General features: G+C 69.0%; 16 protein-coding genes. 8 read left to right on the forward strand and 8 right to left on the reverse strand.

What is annotated here, in order from left to right:
• The first annotated feature begins 2 nt into the window (after positions 1-2).
• The 4 genes from BMY19_RS04605 to BMY19_RS04620 all read left to right on the forward strand — a co-directional run bounded on the left by BMY19_RS04605 (position 3) and on the right by BMY19_RS04620 (position 5,008).
• Complete coding sequence (locus BMY19_RS04605) at positions 3-2,930, forward strand: response regulator (RefSeq protein ID WP_100250992.1); 2,928 nt, start codon at positions 3-5, stop codon at positions 2,928-2,930.
• Between the two features lie 49 nt (positions 2,931-2,979).
• Positions 2,980-3,339: a response regulator gene (locus BMY19_RS04610; RefSeq protein ID WP_026604690.1), complete on the forward strand. Its 360-nt coding sequence runs from the start codon at positions 2,980-2,982 to the stop codon at positions 3,337-3,339.
• Between the two features lie 33 nt (positions 3,340-3,372).
• Entirely contained in the window at positions 3,373-4,428 is a 1,056-nt protein-coding gene (locus tag BMY19_RS04615; protein ID WP_091978457.1) for an adenylate/guanylate cyclase domain-containing protein, read from the forward strand.
• Positions 4,429-4,525: 97 nt separating this feature from the next.
• The gene (locus BMY19_RS04620) at positions 4,526-5,008 is read left to right on the forward strand and encodes a DUF1203 domain-containing protein (protein ID WP_100250993.1); all 483 of its coding nucleotides are present in this window, start codon (positions 4,526-4,528) and stop codon (positions 5,006-5,008) included.
• Positions 5,009-5,051: 43 nt separating this feature from the next.
• Here the strand turns inward: BMY19_RS04620 and BMY19_RS04625 are convergent, their stop codons facing one another.
• The 4 genes from BMY19_RS04625 to BMY19_RS04640 form a co-directional block, all read right to left on the reverse strand.
• Positions 5,052-7,913 (reverse strand): putative bifunctional diguanylate cyclase/phosphodiesterase, encoded by a 2,862-nt coding sequence (locus tag BMY19_RS04625; protein WP_100250994.1) that lies wholly within the window; start codon positions 7,911-7,913, stop codon positions 5,052-5,054.
• A complete protein-coding gene (locus BMY19_RS04630; RefSeq protein ID WP_100250995.1) occupies positions 7,910-8,719 on the reverse strand; it encodes a PstS family phosphate ABC transporter substrate-binding protein in 810 nt (269 codons plus the stop codon). Before BMY19_RS04630 ends, BMY19_RS04625 begins: the two co-directional genes overlap by 4 nt.
• A 75-nt stretch (positions 8,720-8,794) precedes the next feature.
• Positions 8,795-9,832, reverse strand: a complete 1,038-nt coding sequence (locus BMY19_RS04635; RefSeq protein WP_100250996.1) for a 2Fe-2S iron-sulfur cluster-binding protein — start codon at positions 9,830-9,832, stop codon at positions 8,795-8,797.
• Positions 9,833-9,846: 14 nt separating this feature from the next.
• Positions 9,847-11,619 carry an ethylbenzene dehydrogenase-related protein gene (locus BMY19_RS04640; protein WP_100250997.1) on the reverse strand — a complete coding sequence of 591 codons (1,773 nt, stop codon included), beginning with the start codon at positions 11,617-11,619 and terminating at the stop codon, positions 9,847-9,849.
• Positions 11,620-12,367: 748 nt separating this feature from the next.
• Here BMY19_RS04640 and BMY19_RS04645 point away from each other — a divergent pair.
• Both BMY19_RS04645 and BMY19_RS04650 read left to right on the forward strand, forming a co-directional pair.
• Complete coding sequence (locus BMY19_RS04645) at positions 12,368-13,969, forward strand: porin (RefSeq protein WP_100250998.1); 1,602 nt, start codon at positions 12,368-12,370, stop codon at positions 13,967-13,969.
• A 562-nt stretch (positions 13,970-14,531) separates the two neighbouring features.
• Positions 14,532-14,825, forward strand: a complete 294-nt coding sequence (locus tag BMY19_RS04650; protein ID WP_100250999.1) for a hypothetical protein — start codon at positions 14,532-14,534, stop codon at positions 14,823-14,825.
• Positions 14,826-14,903: 78 nt separating this feature from the next.
• On the opposite strand, the gene BMY19_RS04655 is transcribed toward BMY19_RS04650, so the two are convergent.
• The 4 genes from BMY19_RS04655 to BMY19_RS04670 are packed head-to-tail and all read right to left on the reverse strand — an operon-like array spanning position 14,904 to position 21,784.
• Positions 14,904-16,289: a sensor histidine kinase gene (locus tag BMY19_RS04655; protein ID WP_100251000.1), complete on the reverse strand. Its 1,386-nt coding sequence runs from the start codon at positions 16,287-16,289 to the stop codon at positions 14,904-14,906.
• Positions 16,276-17,127, reverse strand: a complete 852-nt coding sequence (locus BMY19_RS04660; protein ID WP_307188506.1) for a response regulator transcription factor — start codon at positions 17,125-17,127, stop codon at positions 16,276-16,278. The genes BMY19_RS04655 and BMY19_RS04660 overlap by 14 nt, the downstream gene beginning before the upstream one ends.
• A gap of 5 nt (positions 17,128-17,132) precedes the next feature.
• On the reverse strand, positions 17,133-18,518 hold the full coding sequence (locus BMY19_RS04665; RefSeq protein WP_100251001.1) for an efflux RND transporter periplasmic adaptor subunit: 1,386 nt from the start codon (positions 18,516-18,518) through the stop codon (positions 17,133-17,135).
• A complete protein-coding gene (locus BMY19_RS04670) occupies positions 18,518-21,784 on the reverse strand; it encodes an efflux RND transporter permease subunit (protein WP_100251002.1) in 3,267 nt (1,088 codons plus the stop codon). Before BMY19_RS04670 ends, BMY19_RS04665 begins: the two co-directional genes overlap by 1 nt.
• A gap of 590 nt (positions 21,785-22,374) precedes the next feature.
• On the opposite strand from BMY19_RS04670, the gene BMY19_RS04675 reads away from it, so the two are divergent.
• Both BMY19_RS04675 and BMY19_RS04680 read left to right on the forward strand, forming a co-directional pair.
• Positions 22,375-22,662 carry a hypothetical protein gene (locus BMY19_RS04675; RefSeq protein ID WP_100251003.1) on the forward strand — a complete coding sequence of 96 codons (288 nt, stop codon included), beginning with the start codon at positions 22,375-22,377 and terminating at the stop codon, positions 22,660-22,662.
• A 291-nt stretch (positions 22,663-22,953) separates the two neighbouring features.
• Positions 22,954-23,259: a hypothetical protein gene (locus BMY19_RS04680; RefSeq protein ID WP_020091600.1), complete on the forward strand. Its 306-nt coding sequence runs from the start codon at positions 22,954-22,956 to the stop codon at positions 23,257-23,259.
• The last annotated feature ends 3 nt before the right edge of the window (positions 23,260-23,262 follow it).

A 23,262-nucleotide genomic window follows, 5' to 3' on the forward strand; every position in this document is an offset into this window, starting at 1 on the left:
GTATGTCCCACGCGCCGGCCGGATCACCCAGCGAGACAGGTCGGGCCGCCGACGCCGGCCCTAGCCGGAGCGCCGGGCCTCTCGACGAGGCCGGGGTCGCCAAGCAGAAGCTCGTCGAGGCGATCGAGAGCAGCTCGGAGGGCTTCGCGCTGTTCGACCCGGACGATCGCCTCGTCCTGTGCAACGGGCACTTCCAGGATTTCCATCCCGGCCTGTCGGCCATCATCGTGCCCGGCGTGACCTTCGAGGCCATCGCCAACGCCGTCGCGGAGACCTGCGTCGTACGGCCGGATGGGATGAGCGTCGAGGCCTGGGTCGCCGAGCGCATCGCCCATTACCGCGCGCCGCGCGGTCCGCTTCTCCAGCAGCGCGTCGACGGCCGCTGGGTCCAAGTCAACGAGCGCAAGACCAACGACGGCGGCGTCGTCGCGGTCTACACCGACGTGACCGAGATCAAGCGCGCCGAGCAGGTGCTCCAGGCGACGCAGGGGCGGCTGACCTACCTGCTCACCGCGTCCCCGTCGATGATCTGCAGCTTCGAGGTGGGGGGCCGCAACGCGCCGACCTTCATCAGCGAGAACGTGCGCGATCTCCTCGGCTACGAGCCCGGCGATTACCTGGCGGGCCCGGAATTCTGGCTGGAGCGGCTCCATCCCGACGACCGGGACCGGGTGCTCGCCGAGTTCCCGCACCTGCTCGCGGACGGGCACAACGTCATCGAGTACCGGTTCCTGCACGCGAACGGCACCTATCGCTGGGTCCGGGACGAGCAGCGCCTCCTGCGGGACGCGACGGGCCAGCCCGTCGAGGTGGTCGAGTCCTGGAGCGACATCACCGAGCGCAAGGAGGCCGAGCTGGCGCTGCAGAAGCAGACCGCCTTCGTCGAGCTGCTCCAGGCCGCCGCCGCGGCCGCCAACGAGGCCCCGACGGTCGAGGACGCCCTGCGCTTCTGCCTCGAGCGCGTCGCGCAGCACGCCGGCTGGCCCGTCGGTCACGCCCATATCCTGGCCCGGGACGGGACGCGGACGCTGCTCCCGACCGGCATCTGGCACTGCGACCCCGGCGCGGATGTCGCGCGATTCCAGGCTGCCACGGCCGCCACGTCGCTGGCCGCCGGATCGGGCCTGGCCGGCCGCGTTCTGGTCTCGGGCGCGCCGGAATGGAGCGTCGGGGACCCGACGCTGGCCGCGGACCCGCGCGCGCCGGCGGCGGTCGAGCACGGCATCCGGGCGGGGTTCGGCTTTCCGGTGACGGTCGGGCGCGACGTCGTCGCGGTGCTGGAGTTCTTCGCCCCTGACGCGTCCCCGCCGGACGCCTCGTTGCTCCGGGTCATGAGCAATATCGGCGCGCAGCTCGGCCGCGTGATCGAGCGCAAGCAGGCCGAGGAGAGCCTGCGTCAGGCGAAGGAGGCGGCCGAGGAGGCGAGCCGCGCCAAGAGCAGCTTCCTCGCCAACATGAGCCACGAATTGCGGACCCCGCTCAACGCGATCATCGGCTTCACCCGGCTGGTGATGCGGCGGGCGAAGGATGTCCTGCCGGTCAAGCAGTTCGAGAATCTCGAGAAAATCCTGGCGAGTTCCGAGCACCTGCTCTCGCTGATCAACAGCATCCTCGACCTCGCAAAGGTCGAGGCGGGGCGCATGGAGGTGAAACCCTCGGACTTCGCCCTGGAGCCGGTCCTCGACCTGTGCCTCCGCACCGTCGAGCCCCTCGTCAAGAACGAGGGCGTGCGCCTGGTCCGGGACGTCCGGGACCCGCCCCCGATGCTGCGCACGGACGAGGAGAAGCTGCGGCAGATCCTGATCAACCTGCTCAGCAACGCCATCAAGTTCACCGAGGCCGGATCGGTCACGCTCCGCGTCCGCTCGGTCGATGAGGGCATCGAGTTCGCCGTGATGGATACCGGCATCGGCATCCCGGCGGGCGCCCTGAGCGCGATCTTCGAGGAGTTCCATCAGGTCGACAACAGCGCGACCCGGTCCCACAGCGGCACCGGGCTCGGGCTCGCGATCAGCCACCGGCTCGCGCGCCTGCTCGGCGGCCGGATCGGCGTCGAGAGCCGCGAGGGCGAGGGCTCGACCTTCACGCTCACCATCCCGCCGCGGATCGCCGGCGGCGCCGAGGTGCCGCCGCCCCCGAAGCCGGCACCCGCCGCCGTCACCGCGCCGCGCTCGGGCGCCAAGGTCGTGCTCGCGATCGACGACGATCCCAACGTCGTCTACCTGCTGAAGGAGAACCTCGCCGATGCCGGCTACACGGTGGTCGGGGCGGCGAGCGGCCAGGAAGGGCTGGTCAAGGCCCGGGAGCTGCAGCCGCGGGCCATCACCCTCGACATCATGATGCCCGGCACCGACGGCTGGCAGGTGCTGCACGCGCTGAAGACCGATCCGCTGACCCGGGACATCCCGGTCGTCTTGATCTCCATCGTCGACCAGAAGGAGCTCGGCTTCCGGCTCGGCGCCACCGACTACATCGTGAAGCCGTTCGAGCGGGAGGCCCTGATCGGCGCCCTCGCGCGGATCGCCCCCGACAACGAGCGCGTCCTCGTGATCGACGACGATCCCAACGTGCCCGACCTCGTGCGCCAACTGCTCGACTCGGAGCACTGCACCGTCGACTGGGTGGCCGACGGTGCGGCCGGCCTGGAGCGCATCGCGCAGGCCCGCCCGAGCGTCATCCTCCTCGACCTGCTCATGCCGCGGATGGATGGCCTCGCCTTCCTGGACGCCCTGCAGGCGGATCCCGCCGCCCGGTCGATCCCCGTCGTGGTCCTGACCGCCGCGTCCCTCGACTCCGCCGAGCGCGGCATGCTCCGGGAACGGGTGCTCGGACTGATCGACAAGGGCGGGCTCGATCGCGCCGCCCTGGTCCGGGAGGTCCGCCGCGTGCTCCCGGTCCTGGAGACCGAGACCGCCGACGGTGACCGATGAGGTCGGCAACGACCCGCCCGTGGCGGCCCGCGACGCCCGGGACCGGCCCATGAAGCGGATTCTCATCGTCGAGGACGTCGCGCTCAACCGCGATCTGCTGACCCAGTTGCTCGAGGACGAGTACGAGATCCTGATCGCCGTCGACGGGGCCGCCGGCGTGGACATGGCGATCGCGCACCGGCCGGATCTCATCCTCATGGACCTGTCGCTGCCGCTCGTCGACGGCTGGGAGGCGACGCGCCGCATCAAGGCCGACGCGACGACCGCCGCCATTCCGGTGATGGCGATCACCGCCAACGCGATGACCGGCGACGAGGACCGCGCGCGCGCCGCCGGCTGCGACGACTTCATGACGAAGCCTGTCGACGAGGACCTGCTCTTCGCCAAGCTGCAGCACTGGCTCGGCTGAGCGCGGCCGTCTGACGCCAGGAAGGGAGGACCCGTGGAGCCAGCCCGCATCCTCATCGTCGACGATGAGCCCTTCAACCTCGACCTGCTGGAGCAGGAGCTGGAACTCCTCGGCCACGCCAGCGTGCGGGCGGCGAACGGGCGGGCGGCCCTCGATCGGCTGAGCGAGGAGCCGTTCGACCTCGTGCTCCTCGACGTGATGATGCCGGCCCTGGACGGCTACGCCGTGCTCGAGCGGATGAAAGCCCACGAGGCGTGGCGCCACACGCCCGTCGTGATGATCTCCGCCCTCATGGAGATCGGCAGCATCGTCCGGTGCATCGAGCTCGGCGCCTTCGACTACCTGCCGAAGCCCTTCGAGCCCGTGATCCTGGAGGCGCGCATCCGGTCCTGCCTGGAGCGGAAGCGGGCGCACGACCGCGAGGTCGCGCATCTGCGGACCATCGAGCGCGAGCGCAAGCGCGCCGACGAACTCCTGCACGCCATCCTGCCGGTCTCGGCGGTGGCGGAGCTGATGGAGACCGGGCAGGTCAAGCCGCGGCTGTTCGGCGACGTCGCCGTCCTGTTCATCGACCTCGTCGGCTTCACCACGTGGTGCCACGATCAGAGCCCGGACGTCGTCGTCGCTGAGATCCAGCGCCTCGCGGAGGCTTTCGAGGTGGTCGCGCAGGCGCGCGGCCTGGAGAACATCAAGACGATCGGCGACGCCTTCATGGCCACGGCCAACCTGCTGCGGCCGCACGACGACCCGGTCTCCGCCGCCATCCGCTGCGCCGCCGACATGGTGGCGATCGCGGCCGAGGGCGAGCCGGGCTGGCGGATCCGCGGCGGCATCCATATCGGGCCGGTCGTCGGCGGCATCGTCGGCCGGACGAAGTTCACCTTCGACCTATGGGGCGACACCGTGAACGTCGCCGCCCGGCTCGCGGGCCTCGGCGACGGGTGCGCGCTGCACCTGTCGCGCGAGGCCTTCGCGCGCCTGCCGGACCCGCGCCACGTCCGGCCGATCGGCCCGGTGACGCTGAAGGGCAAGGGCGCGGTCGACGTGTACTGCCACGCCCTCGCGGCCGGCGACGCGACCCCGGCCTGAGACGCCCGCGGCGGCCGCGGAGCGTTTCGGATTGCGCAGCAAGAAGCGGGATGCGGCGCGCCGGGACGGAGCTTAGGGCCCGTCCCGGAGGTGCACCATGACCCGTTATCGCTGCGTTCCGATCCCGACGGAGACCGCCGATCGCTTCCGTACCACCGGCCTCGACGACCGGGGCAACCCGGTCCGTCGGGTCGTCGCGACGGCGGATGGCGGCTTTCCCTGCCGACACTGCCTGCGGCTCGGCCGGCCCGGCGACACCATGCTGCTCGGATCCTACGATCTGCCCGAGCCGCGCGGGATCTACTGGACACCCAGTCCGATCTTCCTGCACGCGGACGAGTGCCCGCGCGCCGAGGCGGGCAACGGCCTCGCGCCGATCGTCCGCGCGAACACGCTGGTCTCGGTCCGTGCCTACGACGCGGACCATCTCTGCCTCTACGATCTCGGACAGGTCTGTCCCGGGAGCGAGGCCGAGGTTCCGCTCCGCCGCGCCCTCGACGATCCGCGCACCCGCTTCGTCTACATCCACACGGCGCGGCCCGGGTGCCTCCTGTCCCGCGTGGAGCGCGTCGCCGACTGAGCGCGAGCCACCGAGCCGCCCAACGGGCCTTTGCGGAGCTCGGTCAGGCCGCGACGTGGATATGCTCCTGCGCGTTGATGAAGGCCGCCACGCCGACGGCCGGGATCGGCCTGCTCAGCAGATAGCCCTGGACCTCCGAGAATCCGCTCGCCCGCAGCCGGGCCAGCTGCTCCGGGGTCTCGACGCCCTCGGCCGTCGTCGTGATCTTCAGGCTGCGGCCGAGTTCGGCGACGACGTGGACGATCGCCGCCGCCTCGTCCTTCTCCAGGAGGTTCCGGACGAAGGACTGGTCCAGCTTGATCTTGTCGAATCGGAAGGTGTTCAGGGAGGAGAGGGACGAGTAGCCGGTCCCGAAATCGTCCATCGAGAACCGCACGCCTAAGGAGCGCAGGCGGCTCAGCATCTCGAAGCTCGCCTGATCCTGGCTCAGAATGACCGACTCGGTGATCTCCAGCTCGAGACGGTGGCTCGGCAGCTCGGTCTTCAGCAGGACCTCCTCGACGAACCGGTCGAGATTGCCTTCGCGGAACTGGATCGGCGAGATGTTGACGGCGACCCGCAGGGAGCCGGGCCACGTCATGGCATCGGTGCAGGCCCGTTCGAGCACGTAGGCGCCGAGGGCGTCGATCAGCCCCGTCGCCTCGGCGACCGGGATGAACTCGCCGGGCGAGATCATCCCGCGTTCCGGGTGGTGCCACCGCGCGAGGGCCTCGAAGCTCGTCACCGCGTTCGTCGCCAGGTCGAACAGCGGCTGATAGTGCAGCTCGATCTGCGCGGTGCCGATCGCCAGCCGCAGCTCGCGTTCCAGCCAGCGCCGCTGGTTCTGACGCTCCTCCATCTCCTGCTCGAAGACGCGGACGCGCCGACCGCCGTCGGCCTTCGCGGCGTAGAGGGCGACGTCGGCGCGGCGCAGGAGATCGTCGCCGTCGGCATCCTCCGTGCCGGAGACGGCGATGCCGAGACTCCCGTCGACGGACACGAACTGGCCGGCCAGGAAGAACGGCCGCCTGAGCTGGATCAGGATCTGCTCCGCCAGGGCGAGGACGCCGTCCGGCAGGTCTGCCTCGAAGAGGACCATCGCGAACTCGTCGCCGCCGAGGCGCGCCACCGTTCCGCCGGACGGGCACAGTCCGGTAAGGCGGCGGCCGACCTGCCGGAGGAGTTCGTCGCCGGCCGGATGTCCGAGGGTGTCGTTGATGCCCTTGAAGTCGTCGAGGTCGAGACAGATGACGGTCACCGCCCGGCCGCCGACCGCGTGGTCCGCGAAGGCGGCGGCCAGACGGTCGGCCAGGAGCGCTCGATTCGAGAGGCCGGTCAGCGCGTCGTGGGTCGCGAGATGCGCGATCCGCGCCTGCGCGGTGACGCTCGCGGTGACGTCCTCGTGGGTCTCCACCCAGCCGCCATCGGCCATCGGCTCGACCGTGATCTCGATGCAGCGGCCGTCGGCGAGCGTCCGGGTGAGGGTCCGGCGGATCGGTCCGCCCTCCGCGGCCGACCAGTCCGTGAGACCGGCGAGCCGGTGAACCTCATCCTGTGTCGGTTCGAGATCCAGCACGCCCGGAGCGATCCCGTAGATCCGGCAGAACTGGGAATTGTAGACCTTGAGCCGGCCGTGGACGCCGAACATGCACAGGCCCTGGGACATGTTGTTCAGGGCGGCGTCGAAGCGCTCGTTCTGCTCCTGCAGCTGCCGCTCGCGCTCCGTCAGGACCGTGTTCTGCCGGAACACGTCGTCGCGCAGCTGATCGCGCTCCGAGAGGGAATGCTCGAGCACGACGACGGCCCGCGCGATATCGCCGACCTCGTCGGCACGGTCGATATCGGGCACGCTGACGTGCCAGTTGCCGCGCGCCACCTCGGAGACCGTCTGGGTGATGCGCACCAGGGGACGGGTGATCCGGCTCGACAGGAAGAGCATGACGACGGCGACGAGGCACAGCGTGAGACCGGCGACGACGCTGAGCGTCCGCAGCAGCGCGCGCGAGCTCTCCTCGCCGATGCCCACGATCTTGCCGGTGAGTTGCTGCAGCTCCCGCAGCGGCGCCGCGACGCAGAGGCGTATGTCGGGCGGCTGCGGGATGCAGCGCGCGACCTTCTCGGCGCCGAGCACGGCGTGCAGCTCAGCGCCCGACGCGGGTCCGAGCTGGGCGTTGGAGACCTCCGAGCCCGCCGAGGAGAGGAGGTTCTGGTCGGCGAGGATCAGGACGTCGCGGTTGCTGAGGGACGCGAACGCCGTCAGGGTCGGCTCGTGCGCGCGCAGGACCCGGTACCCGACGAGGCCGCCGATCACCTCGCCGAAATCGTCGAACAGCGGCTCGCCGAAGATGTCGGCGACCGTGCCGCTCTCGGTGGCGGCGAGCGCCCGCGCGAGCGCGTCGTCCCAGCGCAGGGACAGTACGAATCCCTCCGCGTGCTCCCGATCGTTGCGGGCGAGCACGGCCCGCAGGGACGCCGCGACCGGCGACGTTCGGAACGCCGCGTTGGCGGCGAGGAGGTCCGCCTCGACGCGGTCGGCGGTCAGGGCGCGGAGATTGAGGTCGAAGGCGATGGCGCCGTCGAGATCGGCGAGGGCGAGAGCCGGCCGCAGAAGCTCCGAGGCCGCCACCGTGTTGCCGGAGAAGACCGCCTTCGCGACGTCCCAGCGCTTGGACATGGTGGCGAAGCGCCGCTCGACGTCCTCGCGCTGCATCTGCAGCCGCGCCGCGGCGAGCTTGGCGTCGCTGAGCAGGCGGTCGGAGAGCTGGGCCTCGGACCAGGTCGAGACCTCCTGCGCCTGCTCGCGGAGCGTCTGGCCGGAGCGCAGAACCACCAGGAAAACCAACGCCGCCAGCGCGATCGCGGCCGTCGAGAGCGTGGCGCCGACGAGGCGCGCGCGCAGGGAACGCGAGAAGACGGTGCCCGTCACGGCCTGAGCGGGGCGCCGCCCCGCTCCGCCATGACCTGTCCCGCGCGGTCGGAGGTCGCGAAAGCGAGGAACGCCGACGCCGCGGCGTCGCGCGTGGCGGCCTTGTAGATCAGCGCGAGGGTCACGGCGCTCGGATAGGTAGGATCGCGCGGGGCCCGGCCGTCGATCGTCAGGACCGCGAGATCGCCCGCGAGCGCCGGCGAGTACGGACCGAAGCCGATCGCGCCGGGCGTCTCCCGCACCGTGGCGATCGCGTCCTGGGTCGTGGTCGCGGTCTTCGAGCGGCTAGTCAGGACGAGGTCGCGCCAGCCCGGCATGGTGGCCCGCAGGACCGTGAGCGTGCTGTCCGTGTCCTCGCGCCGGACGACGCGGATCTTCAGATCGGGGCCGCCGAGGGCGCTCCAATTGTCGACCGTGCCGGCGAAGATCGCGGCGGTCTGCGCGCTGGTCAGGTTGGTGACGCCAACGCCCTGATGGACGAAGATCGCCGAGGGGATGCGGGCGAGCGGCACCTCCACGAGTCCCTGGGCCTTCTCGGCCTCGGTCAGCGGGCGCGCGACCCGCCCGAGCCTCTGGCGCTCGCCACCCACGGCCGCGACGGCGCCGCCGGAACCGATGCTCGGCGGCACCGACACGCGCGCGTCGCCGCTCTCGGCATTGTAGGCGGCCGCCACGGCCTGGAGCATCTCGATCCCGTCGCCCGTGCCGACGACCGCGAGGTCGTCCGCGCGCGCGGCGGCCGGCAGGGCCAGGAGGATGATTCCACCCGCGATGACGCGCCGAAGAGACGTGAATAACAGTGCCATAACCCGAGAATGCGCCTCGAGTGCTTAACCCGAGGTCACCGGATACCGTACACCGAAGGTGTGGTTGACGATCTGCTAGGCGACAGGCTCCGTTTTAGCGGTCCGATGACCTGCGACGCGCTGGAGGAAGCGCTGGAGGAAGTTGGTGTCGGACGGCGGTTTCCCGTCGGCGCCGCGCGCGGCCGCGTAGAAGGGATCGGCGTAGCAGGTCGCCCCGGTCGCCGCGGCGAGGAACTGGACAGCCGCGACCATCTCGGGGGCGCCCGCCGCGAGGACGGTGTCGTCGCGCGTGAGCATCGGCATGTGGAGCGTGGGCCGCCCGGGCCGGGCATCCGGAGGCGGGTTGCCGCCACTGCAGGTCAGGACCGTCGTCGCCCCCCGCGCGCGCAGCCAGTCGAGCGCCGGGCGCATGTAGAGATTCTGCGGGTGCCGCGCGCCGGCCACGACGAGCAGGTCGCGCTCCGGCTCACGCATCCGGCTCGCGCGGGCGACCGCCCAGGCGGGCGCCCAGCCGACGCCCGATGAGACGATCACGAGACGGCCGCGCCCGAGCCGGTGGAAGGCGGTCCCGAACGGGCCCTCGACCTTCACGGCGGTTCCCGGTCCGATCCTGCCGCCGAGCAACGGCGAGACCGCGCCGTCGGGCTGGCGGCGGATCTGGAAGATCAACTCGTTCAGTTCGCCCGATCCGTCCGCGCGCAGGGTCGGGCTGTAGTCCCGCGCGGGCAGCCCGGCGAAGGAGACCCGGACATACTGGCCGGGCAGGTAGGTCAGCCGCTTGCGCAGCGCGACCGTCACCTCGACGATCTCGGCGGTGAGATCGACGACGCGGTCCACGGTGCCGGCCCGCCGGACGGTTTCCGGAACCTCGTCGAATTCGATGACCGCGTCGGTAGTCAGGCGAGCCCGGCAGGCCTGCACGGTCTCGCCGATGCGCGTCCCCGCATCGTCGACCGCGCCCGCATGGATCCGGACGCGGCAGGTGTCGCACTGCCCAGTGGCGCAGTCGTGTGGGATCGCCTGGCCGGCCGCCAGACCCGCGTCGAGCAGGGTCTGGCCGGCGCTGGCGCTGACCCGCCTTCCGTTGATGACGAGGGTGACGCGTTCGGCCACGGCGCGCTCCCGGCTCAGCGCAGAAGGACTTCGACCGGCCGCATGTGCCGCGTGTGCCGCGTCTGCGTGTGATCGAAGGCCGAGACATACAGGTAGAAGGTGTTTCCCGGCAGGAAATCGACGTCGTACTTGCTGCCGGTCGCGATCTTGCGCGCGGCGACGAGGGTCCAGTGGTCGTCGGCCCAGTCGGCGGCCGCCGAGATCCCGGCGCGATCCCCCGTATAGCCGTCGGTCATGATCACGCCCGGCATCACGGTGCCGACCGGGATCTCCGCGTCGGCGGCCGCCGAGTACGGCACCGTCTCGGTCTTCTCGACCATCCACCACGCCGAGCCCGGCGACGTGCTGGCATCGAAGTCCAAATCCACGGTACCGAGCTTGGCCACCGTCGCCTGCCAGTCCTTGGGAAGCCGCAGCGGCTCGACCGCCCCCGCGTAGCCGCCCGGACCCTCGAACTTGAAGTTGTAGCGGTACGCGCTGGTGCCGGGATCGCCCCAGTAGCCGGCCTGGTAGCGGCCCTTCACGCCCCGCTCGGCGGCGGTGGGGTCGGTGGGCGGACCGATATGCATGTCCTCGACGACGCCGAGCATGCCGCCGCGGGCCGCCTTCCACTGCCACATGTCGATGTAGCTGCCGTCGGTGGTGTAGTGGTAGCCGCGGCCGTTGAGCGGGGCGGGGGCGTCGGGCAGCGGCCGGGCGCCGAGATGGGTCGACCCGCCGCTGCCGAACGCGTCGGATCGCGAGAAGATCACCGCCAGCTTGTCCTCGTAGTAGGCGGTCACGTCCGCGCGCGCCGCGTCCGCGTCGAGGAGGTGCCAGCCGTCCGCCTTCTTGATCATCGGGACGCGCTTGAGCGAGCGCGACGGGTCCCACCAGCGGAAGGCGAAATACACGTTCGTCGCGTCGCGCACGGCGCGGATCTCGACGGTGGTCTCACCGGTCCCGCCGAAATTGGCCCCCTGCATCGTCCGGACCGAGACCGGGCGCGCGGTGCGCCAGACCGGGTCGTCGAGGAGCTTCGACAGGTCGGGCCCGGCCGACACCTTGTCGATCACCAGCGTGGAGCGGCCTCTCACATCCGCGAAGGCGAGGCCGCCGACGACGGGGAGGCCGATGATGGCGGCGGCCAGAAGTGGGCGTCGCCGCCGCGCCGCACCGTCCGCCAGGGCCGCCGGGCGGAACAACCGAAGGAGCTGCCACAGGCCGCCGTACATGAAGTGCGCGAGGGTATGGACCGCGATGTAGGCCAGGGCGACCAGCGCGCAGGTGGCGTGCAGCCAGACCACCCAGCCGCCATAGCCGAGGTAGAGCGCGACCCCGGTACCCGTCAGGACGAGCGTGACGGCGTAGATCAGCCAGTGCAGCGCGACGTTGATGCCGCCCCACCGTGCCTTCCGGGCGGCCTTGCTTCGCCCGCTGACACGGAGGGCGCGGAGCCGCGACAGGCCGTTGCGATCCGTGAGACGCCCGCGCACGAGGTAGACCAGATAGGCGGTGATCCCGAAGAACAGGGTCAGGCCGGCCACGAAGTGGACGGTCCAGACTTCACCTTGCGGAAGCAGGGGCGCCAGGAACTTCGCGGTCCGCGCCACGGGCGCGTCGGCCGAGATGCGCAGGCCCGTGAGCAGGCTCGCCACCATGGCGATGGCGACCACCCAGTGGATCACGATCGTCCCGACATCGGAGCGCGGATGCCGGTCGACCTGCGCGGCGGCTGTACTGCGCCACCCGGGGGCGGTCTCGGCTCCGCCGGGCTGATGCGGCGCGAGGGTCAGCGGTTCCGACATTCGATCCTCCGCACCGTCGCCGCAAATTGGACGCGCTACGTTAGAACTTTGTAAATCATGATGCCGGCCGCGGGATATAGCCGAGCTTTGCAATCTATAACTCTTGATCGATATGCTTAACGGCGGTCTCGGCTAGGTCGGTCAGTCGGGAAGGCAGCTCCGGCCCGCCGCGGCGCAAACCGTTACAGGTCGCGCGTCGATGGGCGGCGGACGCGGCCGACAGGGTACGGCCTCAGAGCGGCACCTCAGCCATCTGTCATGACAGAGCGCTCAGTCAGGAATGCTCGGAGACAGGGTCTCCTAGCGCCGGCACGGGATCTGTCGCCGGATCTCAGGGAGCAGGCCTGATAGGGCGGCAGATGCCTCTTCATCCCTGCTAGCGACATTCACGGCGCAGAACTCAAGGTCTCGGTCGGCGGAGTCCACGCGATGGACCGCACCATCAACCAGCCTCGCTGAGCCGACGCGGCCGCGACCCGCAGTTCGCCTCGCCCGCGCACTCCCATTTCCGTGATCAATTCAGATACATAAACTAATTTTAGGAAGTCAATTCCGGTTGAAAAACGCAATCGCAATTTATTTGTAAAATCAAATCTTGACGGATACGGTCAAGCTGCCGAGCGATAGAGCGGCCAATTCTCAAAAAGTACTGCGACGTCGCACCGTGTCGGAACCCGTACACGTGCGTGAACGCGGATCATTGGGTTGACGCTGGCAGTGGCACGACCACGGCGTCGGATGCGGGGATATGATGACCAGAATCAAGGCGCTGTTACTGGGCTCCTCGGCCCTGATGATTCCGATCGGCGGTGCGTACGCTGCCGATCTCCCGACGTTCAAGGCTGCGCCGGTCGAGTTCGTACGCGTTTGCAACGCCTACGGCGCCGGCTTCTTCTACATCCCCGGGACCGATACCTGCATTCGTCTGTCCGGACGGGCGCGGTATGACTTCCTGTATCAGACCAGCAAGGTTCGCACGGGCGGCGGCGGCGACCTCACCGGCTATCTCGGCCTGATGCGTCTGAACCTCGATTCGCGGACCCAGACCGATTACGGAACCCTGCGCGCCTTCCTGCGCATCGATGTCGCCAACCGCAGCGGCCCGTTCCTGACCTCGGGATCCCGGCAGCGCGAGAGCTTGGCCATCGCGGGCCTCGGCGCCGACGCCTTCGGCCGCACGCAGACCTACGTCAACGCCGATAAGGCCTTCATTCAGTTCGCCGGGCTCACCGCGGGCCGCGCGTCCTCCTTCTTCGACTTCTACGCGCACGACTTCGAGCTGATCGGCGGCACGGCCGGCTCGGATACGTTCAGCACGAACCTGCTCGCCTACTCGGCGATCCTCGGGAACGGCATCACGCTGACCGCCTCGATGGAAGATCCGACCTACCGGCGCTTCCCGATCTTCGGCACCGGCTCGGCCGTCGGGGCCTTCACGGCCGGTGGCGGCTTCGCGGGCTACAGCAACGCCTTCAACCCGTTCACCCCCTCGACCTGGCTGGCGCCGATCGTCGTCGGTCCCGGCAACGTCGCCTTCGTCGACGTCACCCAGAAGAGCCGCATGCCGGACTTCGTCGGCGCGGCCCGCATCGACCAGGCCTGGGGCTCGGCGCAGCTCTCGGCCGCCGTCCACGAGATCAATGCCGGCGACGCCGGCAGCACGGTTGCGGGCATCACCACTGCCACGACCGGCCTCGGCATCTCGCCGACGGGACGCGCCTCGAACGCCTACGGCTGGGCGGTCCAGGGCGGCCTGAAGGTCAACCTGCCGTTCATCGCGACGGGCGACACGCTCTACCTCCAGGGCGCCTACGGGCAGGGTGCCATCGCCTATACGGGCATCTCCAACTACACGGCGCCGTACGACGCCCTCGGCGCGGCGCCGGTCGGCGGCGGCTCGTTCGCGCAATACTACGCCGACGCGGTGCTCAATCCCGCGACCGGCCGCCTCGAACTGTCGACCTCGTTCTCCGCTGTCGCCTCCCTGCTCCATTACTGGTCGCCCGCCTGGCGCTCGGCCTTCTTCGGCAGCTACGCGCAGATCGACTACAACTCCAAGGGGCGCAACGCGCTGGGCCTCCTCGGCTTCGGCTTCGCCCCGGCCGGCGCCAGTGCGTCGAATGCCCTGGCCTTCGCCACGAGTCCCATCCTGCGGGGCAACAACCAGATGATCACCGGCGCCAGCCTGATCTGGACCCCCGTGAAGGATCTCGATATTGGCGTCGAGGGCGAGTACATCCGCACGGGGCTCAACAGCGGCGTCACACCGGACATCTCGAAGAACGCGCTGCGCTACGTCAATTCGCAGGATGCGGCCCAATTCCGGTTCCGCGTGCAGCGGGATTTCTGAACCGATCCGACGCGCCTTCGCGGGCGCAACGTCCAGTCTCGAGCCCGGCCGCAAGGCCGGGCTTCTCTATTTGGAACGCCAAGTAAGTTATCTCGTAAATTGGGACATATTCAACAAATAAAAGATCTTTTGCTTGCGATCGTCGCAAAATCATCTACAAGAGAGTCAGCTCTTCAGCGGCTTGCTTCGCCGCCGACCGAGCGGATGCTATGGTTTCAGAGCGGCTGGTCCGGGTACCAGGGCAGGGCCGGTCTGACCCAGAGCTTCAGACCCATACGACTTCGCCGACCGGGCAACCGGTCGGCTTTTTCGTGCTCGCTGCCGGCCCAAGCCGGGCAGGATTCTCCGTCAGGCCTAGGCGACACAAGCCCCGATCCCGGCGACCGGGATGTGGCCGACCTGAGGCCATCCTCCACGAGAAATTCAAAAATCGTTTCAAGATTGAAGCCCGTCCAAAGAGCGAAAGAATTATTCCGCAATAAAATATAGAGTTTAAATGGGTATTGCAGCATCTTACTACCACGTCGCCGGTGAGCGACAGCTTGTGTAACGGGAGATCATCATGAAGAACATCGTTCTGGCCTGCTCGATGGGCGCGATGCTGATCGCGGGACCTGCTCTCGCTCAGGACGGTGGCGCGACCATCGATCCCAGCCTCATCGTCCGGACCAGCGGCAGCGGCCTCGACGCGTGGTCCGCCTCCGAGGGCAACGACAAGGCGGGCGGCATGTGGGAGGGAGCGACCGGCTACAGCGCCGCGATCCAGCGGCCCAGCGCGGTCGAGACCGTCCCGGCCAATCGCCAGTGGAGCCATCTCAACAGCCGCGAGCGCCGCCGCGGCCAGCCGTCCTACTGAGCGCCCACCCGGTACGGCCCCGCGCCCGGCACGCCCCGCGATGCGGGACCGGCCGGGCGCGACGGCGTGACGACGGCGTCAGAGGGATGCGGCCGGCAGGAGGTCGATCGACGGGTGACCCGCGACGCTGTGGGTCCAGCTGAGGGTCACGCGGCAGCCGCTCCCGTCGGAGACGATGTCGAAGGTGGCGCTGTGCAGCCGCGCGATGGAATCGACGAGGCTCAGGCCGATCCCGAAGCCGCTCTTGTCGGTCTTCAGCGCGCCGCGGCGGTAGCGGGCGCGCACGGCGCTCAGCTCCTCCGCGGGGATGCCGCAGCCCGTATCGGTGACCTGGATCCCCGTCGGATTCCGGAGCAGCGCGACCGTCACCTGCCCGCCGGCCGGCGTGAACTTCAGGGCGTTGTCGATCAGGTTGCTCACCGCCTCGAAGATCAGGCTGCGGTCGCCCTCGATCGCGCACGGGCCGTCCGGCCGCTCCCAGAGAAGTCGGATGTCGCGCTCGATTGCCAGGGGCTCGTAGTACTCCACCGCATCCTCGAGCAGCCGGCCGAGATCGACCTGGGTGAAGCCCGATCGGCGCAGGCGGTCCTCCATCTCGGAGATGCGCAGCAGGGCCGAGAACCGGACGACGATGCTCTTGACCTCGGCCAGGACGTCCTCGTTGAAGGCGCGGAAGGCCGCGACGCTGTCGGCCTTGCGCAGCGACCGCTCCAGCGTGCCGACCACCCGGGTCAGCGGGGTGCGCAGGTCGTGGGCGATGTTCTCGTTGACGCCCTTGATCTCCAGCATCAGCCGCTCGAGCTGGTCGAGCATGTCGTTCACGACGCGCGTGAGGTGAGCGAGGTCGGCCGAGACGCCGCGCGTCGGCAGGCGCTCGCTCAAGTCGCCGCGCATGATGCGCTCGACCGCCTTGGTGATCGCATCGTTCTGCCGCAGCGAGCCGGCGCCGAACACGACGGCGCCGATCAGGCCGATCACGATGGTGGCGGCCATGCCCCAGACAAAGGTCTCGACCAGCGCCTTCTCGAGGGACTGGAGATCCTGGGCCGAGCGGCTGACCAGCACGTACTCGCCGCTCGGAAGCTCGGTGAGCTGGCTGAAGAGCGTGCGGCTGCGGTGATCCAGCGGCTGCGCCAGGATGAACGGCTTCCCGATCGGCGCCCTGTCGGGGAAGGCGATCGGCGCGCCGGCCCGGCGCACGTGGTCGGGCCCGAACAGGACGAGCGGGCGGCCGCCCTCGGCGAAATCCTCGGACGCGTCGATCCGCTCGCGCAGCGCGCGCGGCGACAGGTTCAGGAGGTGCTTCGATTCCCACTCGACCCACTCGAACGCGGCCTTGCGGCCGTAGCTGCGCGTGTCGACGTAGAGAAAGCCCGAGAGCGCCAGCGAGGCGGTCCCGAAGGTCGCGAAGAACAGGCACGCGACCCGGAAGCCGCTGGTGCGCCGGACCTCAAGAAGGCGCACGGAGGATGAAGCCCGTGTTGCGCACCGTGTGGATCCGCGGGTTCAGCCCGTCGGGATCGAGCTTCTTGCGGATCTTGCCGATGTGGACGTCGATGACGCTGGACTGGTGATTGAAGCTGTAGCCCCAGACGGATTCGAAGATCATCTTCCGGCTCACCAGCGTGCCGGCGTTCTGCATCAGGAACTCGATGATCGCGAATTCCTTGGGCAGGAGCTCGATCTCCCGGTTCCCGCAGTGGAGAACGCGCTCGATCAGGTCGAGGCGCAGGTCGCCGACGACGAGTTCGTTCACCGCCTCGGCCGCCATCTTGCGCCGCGCCAGCGCGTCGACGCGGGCGGTCAGCTCGATGAACTCGAATGGCTTGGCCAAGTAGTCGTCGCCGCCGGCGCGCAGCCCGTCGACGCGCTCGTTGACGGCCGACAGGGCGCTGAGGATCAGGACCGGCGTCGAGACCTTCGCGGCGCGCAGCTCGGTCAGCAGCGACAGGCCGTCGATCTCCGGGAGCATCCGGTCGAGCACGATCACGTCAAAGTTACCGTCCAGGGCCTTGCGTAGTCCGATGCTGCCACTCGGCGCTTCGTCGACCTGAAATCCGTATTCCGCGAGCGCCGAACCGATCTCTGCGGCGACCCGCCGGTCGTCCTCGACTACCAATACGCTGGCCATTCGTTTTTCCTTCTTATTTTGTATTCGCCGGCCCTGTCTGGTCTCCTGAGGCTCGGAGGGAGAGGTGGAATTATCCTCTTCGGAGCCGGAGTCAAATGCGGTTCGGTCGCGGCGGCCGACCTGCGTCATCCCGCCGGCGAAGCTTACAAGGGAGCGAGGGATCTGGACCATGCGCCTCACTCCGCGCTCGCCTGCTCGGAGAGCTTGGCTGTCGGGACCTGAGAGGCGACGGAGCCGCGGGGGACGACGCGGCTGCCGTCCTGAAGGCCGGCGGGCGGGTTGAGGACGACGGTCTCGCCGCTGTCGAGGCCGCTGCGCAGCTCGAGGCGCGTGCCGAGATCGCGCGCGATCGTGATCGGCCGGAGCCGGACGGTGTCGTCCGCCCCGACCACGGCCACGCGCGTCCCCTCCGCGTCGAAGATGAGCGCCTCGGACGGCACGATCACCCGCGGATGCGTGCGCGGCACCGCGAAAGTGACGGCGACGTAGAGGCCCGGCCGCAGGATTCCGTCGGGATTGGCGACGTCGACCTCCGTGTCCAGCGTCCGCACCGAGGATTGGAGAGCCACCGAGCTGCGCGAGACCGTGCCGTCGAAGGTCCGGTCCGCGATCTGCGCGACCTGAACCCGCGCCTTCACCCCGTCGCGGATGCCCACGGCGGCCGATTGCGGCACCTGCACCGCGACGCGCAGGACATCGGTGCTGTCGACCGTGAAGAGCGGCGTCCCGGAGCCGGCATCGCCGTGGACGAGGTCGCCGACATCGACCTTGCGGGCGGTCACGATGCCGTCGAACGGCGCGACGACGTTCTCGAAGGTGGTCAGCGTCCGGAGCCGGTCGACGGTCGCCTGCTGGGCGGTGATGTTGGCTTCCGCGACCTTCACCTTCGCCTGCGCGGCGGCGAGGGTCGCGGTGGCGGTCAGCATCCCCGCGCGGGTCTGGTCGGCGTTCTGCTTCGAGGCCCAGCCTTGTCCGGCCAGCGTCGCGGTGCGGGCGTCGGTGACGTTCGCGAGCGTCACGCTGGCCTTGGCCTGCTCCACATCCGCCTGCGCGACGGCGAGCTGCGCCTTGAACTGGCCGAGCTGGGCCTCGGCCTGCCGGGCCTGCTGGTCGAGGTCGGGCGCGGCGATCCGGACCAGCAGGTCACCCTTCTTGACCCGCGACCCGATGTCGACCCGGCGCTCGGCGATGTAGCCGGTGGCGCGGGCGAAGATGTCGGCATGGTCGAAGGCTTCGGTCTGGCCCGGCAGGGTCAGCGTCATGGGCCCGTCATCCACCTGCGCCGGCCCGGTGCGGACCGTCGGAACGAAGTTCACGGCCTCGGCCTGGGTCTCCAGGGAGGCCTGGTAGGTCTCCCAGTGGTGCCAGGCGCCGAGGCCGAGGGCGCTGCCGAGCGCGAGGAACGCCACGAGGAACGGGCGCTTGCGCGGCGGCGGCGGCACCGCGTGGACGAGGGCCTCGCCGGCCCCGTCCTGCCGCAGCGGGTCGATCTCGACCGCGTGCTGGTGCGCCCGCGCGGCTGCCTCGGCGCCGCTCCCGGGGGCGTCGTTGAAACGGGTCATCAATAATCCTCGAGGGGCTTGATCGGGTTGCGGCGGAGCAGGGTGTAGAGAAGGGGGACGAAGAGCAGGGTCGAGACGGTGCCCATCCCGATCCCGCCCATCACCGCGCGGGCGAGGGCGGCGTTCTGCTCGGCGCCTTCGCCGGACCCGATCGCCATCGGGATCAGGCCCAGGAACATCGCGGAGGCGGTCATGAGCACCGGCCGGAGGCGGGTATGGCCGGCCATCAGGGCGGCCTCGCGGGCAGAGCAGCCGGTCGCCTCGCGGTGCTCCTTGGCGAAGGTGACGAGCAGGATCGAGTTCGCGCTCGCCACGCCGACCGACATGATCGCGCCGAACAGGGCGGGGATCGAGAACGCCGTGCTGGTGATGAACAGGCTCATCACGATGCCGCAGAAGGCCAGCGGCAGGGCGGCGATGACCACGAAGGGGTCGACCCACGTCTGGTAGTTCAGGACGAGCAGCAGGTAGACCGCCACCAGCGCGATCCCGAGCCCGAGCTCGATGCGCGAGAAGGCGCTCTCCATGCTCTCGATCTGGCCGCGGACGAGGATCTTGTCCGGGGCCGGGAGCTTGACCTGCTCCTCGGCGACGATCCGATCCACGGCGTTTCGGACGCTGCCGAGATCCGCGTTCTGGACGTTGGCGAGGATGTCGAAGGTCGGCTGCTGGTTGACGTGGTTGATCACGGTCTGCTCAGGCTGCCGCTGCATCGTGGCGATGTTCGACAGCAGGATCGGGATGCCGGGCCTGTCCTGCGCGGTCGCGTGCACCGAGACCGGCGTGTTCATCAGCTGCGTGATGTCGGCGTTGCGCCACTCCGGCGTCTGAACCCAGAGCTGGTACGGCATGCCGGACTTGGGATCGGCCCAGAAGTTCGGGCTGACCTGGAAGGAGCCGGAGAGCGAGACGTTCAGGTTCTGCGCGATGGACTGCTCGCTGACGCCCATCTCGGAGGCCAGCCTGCGGTCGACGTTCACGTACATCTGCGGGGCGTCGACGATCTGGTGCAGGTGGACGTCGACGGCGCCGCGGACCGCCGCGATGCGGCGGACGAGGTCCTGCGCCACGGCGAGGTCCTCGGCATCGTGCCGCCCGGAGACCTGCACGTCGATCTGCGCGACGGTCCCGAAATTCAGGATCTGCGTGATGATGTCGGACGGCTGGAAGTAGAAGGTGTCGTCGGGGAACGCCTGGTGCAGGACCTGGCGCAGCCGCTTCTCGTAGAAGGAGATCGGCTTATGCTCACCCTTCAGATTGATGAGCATCTGCCCGTCATTGTAGGCGACGAACGACGCATCCATGAAGGCGAAGTTGTAGTTCGAGGCGGGGAGGCCGATATTGTCCAGGATGAGCCCCAGCTCGTCCTTCGGGACGACCTGCCGGACGACGTCCTCGACCTGCGCGAAGGTCTTCTCCGCCTGCTCGATCCGCTCGCCCGGACGAGTGCGGATATGCAGGGTCATCTGGCTGGATTCGATCTGCGGGAAGTAGTCCTGACCGACGAAGGGAAAGATCGCGGCCGTCACCGCGAAGACGGCGAGCGCGCCGGACAGCGCGCGGGCCGGGTGGCCGAGCACCGCGGACAGGAGGCCGACATAGCCCGCGTGGAAGCGCGCGAACCCGCGCTCGAACGCGTTGCGGAAGGCGAGGGCGCCGCGCAGCGGATATTGAAGCAGCCAGGCGAGGGGCCGTGTCGGCGCGCGGAGAATCCGGCCGAGGACGGAGCGGCGGCGGGGTGGTGACGCCCCATCGACCTCGGCGGCCGGGCCGTGATGCCGGGCGTATTCCGGGGCGACCAGGACGTCGATGAGGATCGCCACCAGCGTCCGCGACAGGAGGTAGGAGGTCAGCATCGCGAAGACCACCGCCTCGGCCTGCGGGACGAAGAGGTAGCGGGGCGCGTCCGTGAGGAAGAAGACCGCCGAGAAGGCCGAGCAGATCGCCAGCGTGGAGATCAGGGCCGGCTTGGCGATGCCGGCCACGCCCTCGACCACCGAGCGCCGGAAGGAGAAGCCTTCCTCGAACATCCGGTAGGTGTTCTCGATCGCGACCGTCGCGTCGTCCACGAGGATGCCGACGGCCAGGGCGAGGCCGCCCAGGGTCATCACGTTGATGGTCTGGCCCAGAGCAACCAGGATCGACAGGGAGGTCAGGATGCAGAGCGGGATGGAGACTAGCACCACGATGGTCGAGCGCCAGGAGCCGAGGAACAGCAGGATGGCGAGACCGGTGAGCCCCGCCGCGATCACCGCCTCGCGCACCACGTCGGAGATGGCGTCCGAGACGAAGACCGACTGATCGAACAGCGGCGTGATGGTCATGCCCTTCGGCGCGGCCGCGTGGATGTCCGGCAGGGCGGCCTTGACGGCGTTCACGACGTCCAGGGTGGAGGCCGCGCCGTTCTTGAGGACCTGCAACAGGACGGAGTGGTGGCCGTCGGCGCGGACGATGTTGATCTGCGGAGGCGAGCCGTCCCGGACATGGGCGACGTCGCGCAGCAGGACCGGCTGGTTGTTCTCGACCTTGATGGGAATGCGGTTGAGCTGATCGACCAGCTGCGGGCTCGAGTTCAGCCGCACCGTGTATTGCTGCGTCCCGATCTTCGCGAGGCCCGAGGGCACGACGAGGTTCTGCTTGAGGACCGCGTTCAGGACATCGAGCGGCGTCATGCCGATCGCGCGCAGCTTGCCGGGGTCGAGATCGACCATGACCTGACGCGGCGCGCCGCCGTAGGGGGAGGGCAGGGTCGAGCCCGGCACCTCGGCGAGCCGGCGGCGGGTCCGGTACTGGGCGTAGTCGAAGACCTTGGTGAGCGGCAGCTTCGACGACGACAGCGCCATCTGAATGACGGGCACCGACGAGGCGGAGAAGCGCATGATGACGGGGGGCTGCACGCCCGGCGGCATGCGCGAGCGGATCGCGTTCATCGCCGAGTCGACCTGGGTCATCGCCAGATCGATGCTGACCGCGGAATCGAAGTAGATCCGCTCGGTCACCGTGCCCTGGATCGACGTCGACTCGATCCGGCGGATGTTGTTCACGTTGCTCGACAGCGAGAACTCGCTGTAGTTCGTGATGCGCTGGACCATGTCGGTCGCGTCGAGACCGTTATAGGTCCACACCACCACCACCACCGGGATATCGACGGCGGGCAGCACGTCCTTCGGCGCGACGGTGATCGAGCCGAGCCCCGCGAGGAACATGAGGACGGCAAGAACATAGAAGCTCTTGCGAAACTTCAGAGCGAACCGGACGAGTTCCATGTGATCAGTCGGGTGTCCCGCCGTGACCCGGCTCCCATTCCCGCGGAGTGCCCGCGTGGACTGGGAGCCGATCAAGCCTCGTGTGCGAAGAGAAGGCAGGGCGAATGCCCGGCACGCCGAAGTTATAGTCCTGGCAAAGACACTCTTCGAATGAATTCGGCACGACAAAATAAAGCGCGTTTTAGAAACTTAAAGCGGCGTTGAATCTCTAAAGTGCGTCGCGAATCCGATGCTTGAACTGTCTCCGTCCCAGGCCGCGGCCGGACGGGCGCGCATCGAATTTTAAAGAAAATTTCTCAAATCAATCCCGTTTTCACTGCTGAAAAGCCTATTTGATTGCAGTGCGCGGTCGGCTTGCGCCATCTTCCGAATGTCGAGATGGGCTGACCCGCCAACGTCGCTGAAGGCAGCGCGTCGCGGCCACGCGGTGATCCCGTCGGGCGGCTGTTCCGAAGCGCGCACGCGTTGTGGCGGGCCTGCTCGCAGAGACCGGCCGCTGACGCCCGCGGCGGTCTCATCGAACACATCCAGGACATCCGGAGCGCGGCGTCCGCGCTGCCGATCTCGTGCGCACGAGGAGGCGCGGGCCTATGACCAGACGATGTCTGCTGATCCTGGTCTCGGTGCTCTCACTGGCGCTGCAGACCGGCGTGGCGCTGTCCGAGAGCGAGATGCCGGCAGGAGGCGCCTTCATGAGCAGTTACACTTCGGATCCTTACTTCGACCCGCGGTCACGGTACTCGCAGGCTCACGCCACCGGAGACATCCGCGGACAGCCCATGCTCGTCGAACCGGGCGACGCCCCGCCGCCCTGCAAGCTCTTCGACACGGCCTGCGCGGCCGCCTTCGAGCGCTCACGCCCCCACGCGTATCGCTAGGGCCGGCGCCGACCGGGCGAGAGCGGAGCGCTCGCCCTTCTCGGTCCGAATACGCGCCGTCTGCCGCGCGGAGACGGGACATGTCAGTCCGGCGTCGGATCGTCCGCGATCCTGCGCCGCAAGTGCACCAACCTCCAGCCCGAGACCGCGCCGACATCCCGCCACCGGCGGCTCGCGCCGGTGGGGCTGCAGTCGACGATAGCTGTGAATTCTTGAGCCAGGTTATATCGCAAGGCGTTTGCACGCTCTATCCCGTTGGAAATTGCACGTTGACGGCGTGCGGGATGAGCAATGATTGAACAGGGCCCACGGATAGCGCGCGAATTCCATGTCGGCGTCGGCGGCGACCGCTGGGCCCTGATGCGCGACCTCCAGACCGGGCAGCCCTACGTCTCTCACTCCCCGGGCGATGATGCGCCGGAGGTCCAGCTGGATCTCGGTTCTTTCCTCGTGCTGTTCACCGGAGAGGAGCGGGAGAAGCTGCTCCGCCTGATCGGGTCGCTGCTGCCGGACGAGGACGCGCGTGCGGATGCCGACGGCCGGGCCGGCACGTCGCGTCCGCTGACCTTCGTCTCCCGGTGGCTTCCCAACCGGTAGGTC

It is taken from the genome of Methylobacterium sp. UNC300MFChir4.1 (genome assembly GCF_900110155.1).
Classification (GTDB): domain Bacteria; phylum Pseudomonadota; class Alphaproteobacteria; order Rhizobiales; family Beijerinckiaceae; genus Methylobacterium.

What these genes read in the sequence shown, in the direction of transcription:
- BMY19_RS04605 (WP_100250992.1), top strand. Translation starts at nt 3, where the DNA reads ATGTCCCACGCGCCGGCCGGATCACCCAGCGAGACAGGTCGGGCCGCC.
- BMY19_RS04610 (WP_026604690.1), top strand. Translation starts at nt 2,980, where the DNA reads ATGAAGCGGATTCTCATCGTCGAGGACGTCGCGCTCAACCGCGATCTG.
- BMY19_RS04620 (WP_100250993.1), top strand. Translation starts at nt 4,526, where the DNA reads ATGACCCGTTATCGCTGCGTTCCGATCCCGACGGAGACCGCCGATCGC.
- BMY19_RS04630 (WP_100250995.1), bottom strand. Translation starts at nt 8,719, where the DNA reads ATGGCACTGTTATTCACGTCTCTTCGGCGCGTCATCGCGGGTGGAATC.
- BMY19_RS04640 (WP_100250997.1), bottom strand. Translation starts at nt 11,619, where the DNA reads ATGTCGGAACCGCTGACCCTCGCGCCGCATCAGCCCGGCGGAGCCGAG.
- BMY19_RS04645 (WP_100250998.1), top strand. Translation starts at nt 12,368, where the DNA reads ATGATGACCAGAATCAAGGCGCTGTTACTGGGCTCCTCGGCCCTGATG.
- BMY19_RS04650 (WP_100250999.1), top strand. Translation starts at nt 14,532, where the DNA reads ATGAAGAACATCGTTCTGGCCTGCTCGATGGGCGCGATGCTGATCGCG.
- BMY19_RS04660 (WP_307188506.1), bottom strand. Translation starts at nt 17,127, where the DNA reads ATGGTCCAGATCCCTCGCTCCCTTGTAAGCTTCGCCGGCGGGATGACG.
- BMY19_RS04665 (WP_100251001.1), bottom strand. Translation starts at nt 18,518, where the DNA reads ATGACCCGTTTCAACGACGCCCCCGGGAGCGGCGCCGAGGCAGCCGCG.
- BMY19_RS04670 (WP_100251002.1), bottom strand. Translation starts at nt 21,784, where the DNA reads ATGGAACTCGTCCGGTTCGCTCTGAAGTTTCGCAAGAGCTTCTATGTT.
- BMY19_RS04675 (WP_100251003.1), top strand. Translation starts at nt 22,375, where the DNA reads ATGACCAGACGATGTCTGCTGATCCTGGTCTCGGTGCTCTCACTGGCG.
- BMY19_RS04680 (WP_020091600.1), top strand. Translation starts at nt 22,954, where the DNA reads ATGATTGAACAGGGCCCACGGATAGCGCGCGAATTCCATGTCGGCGTC.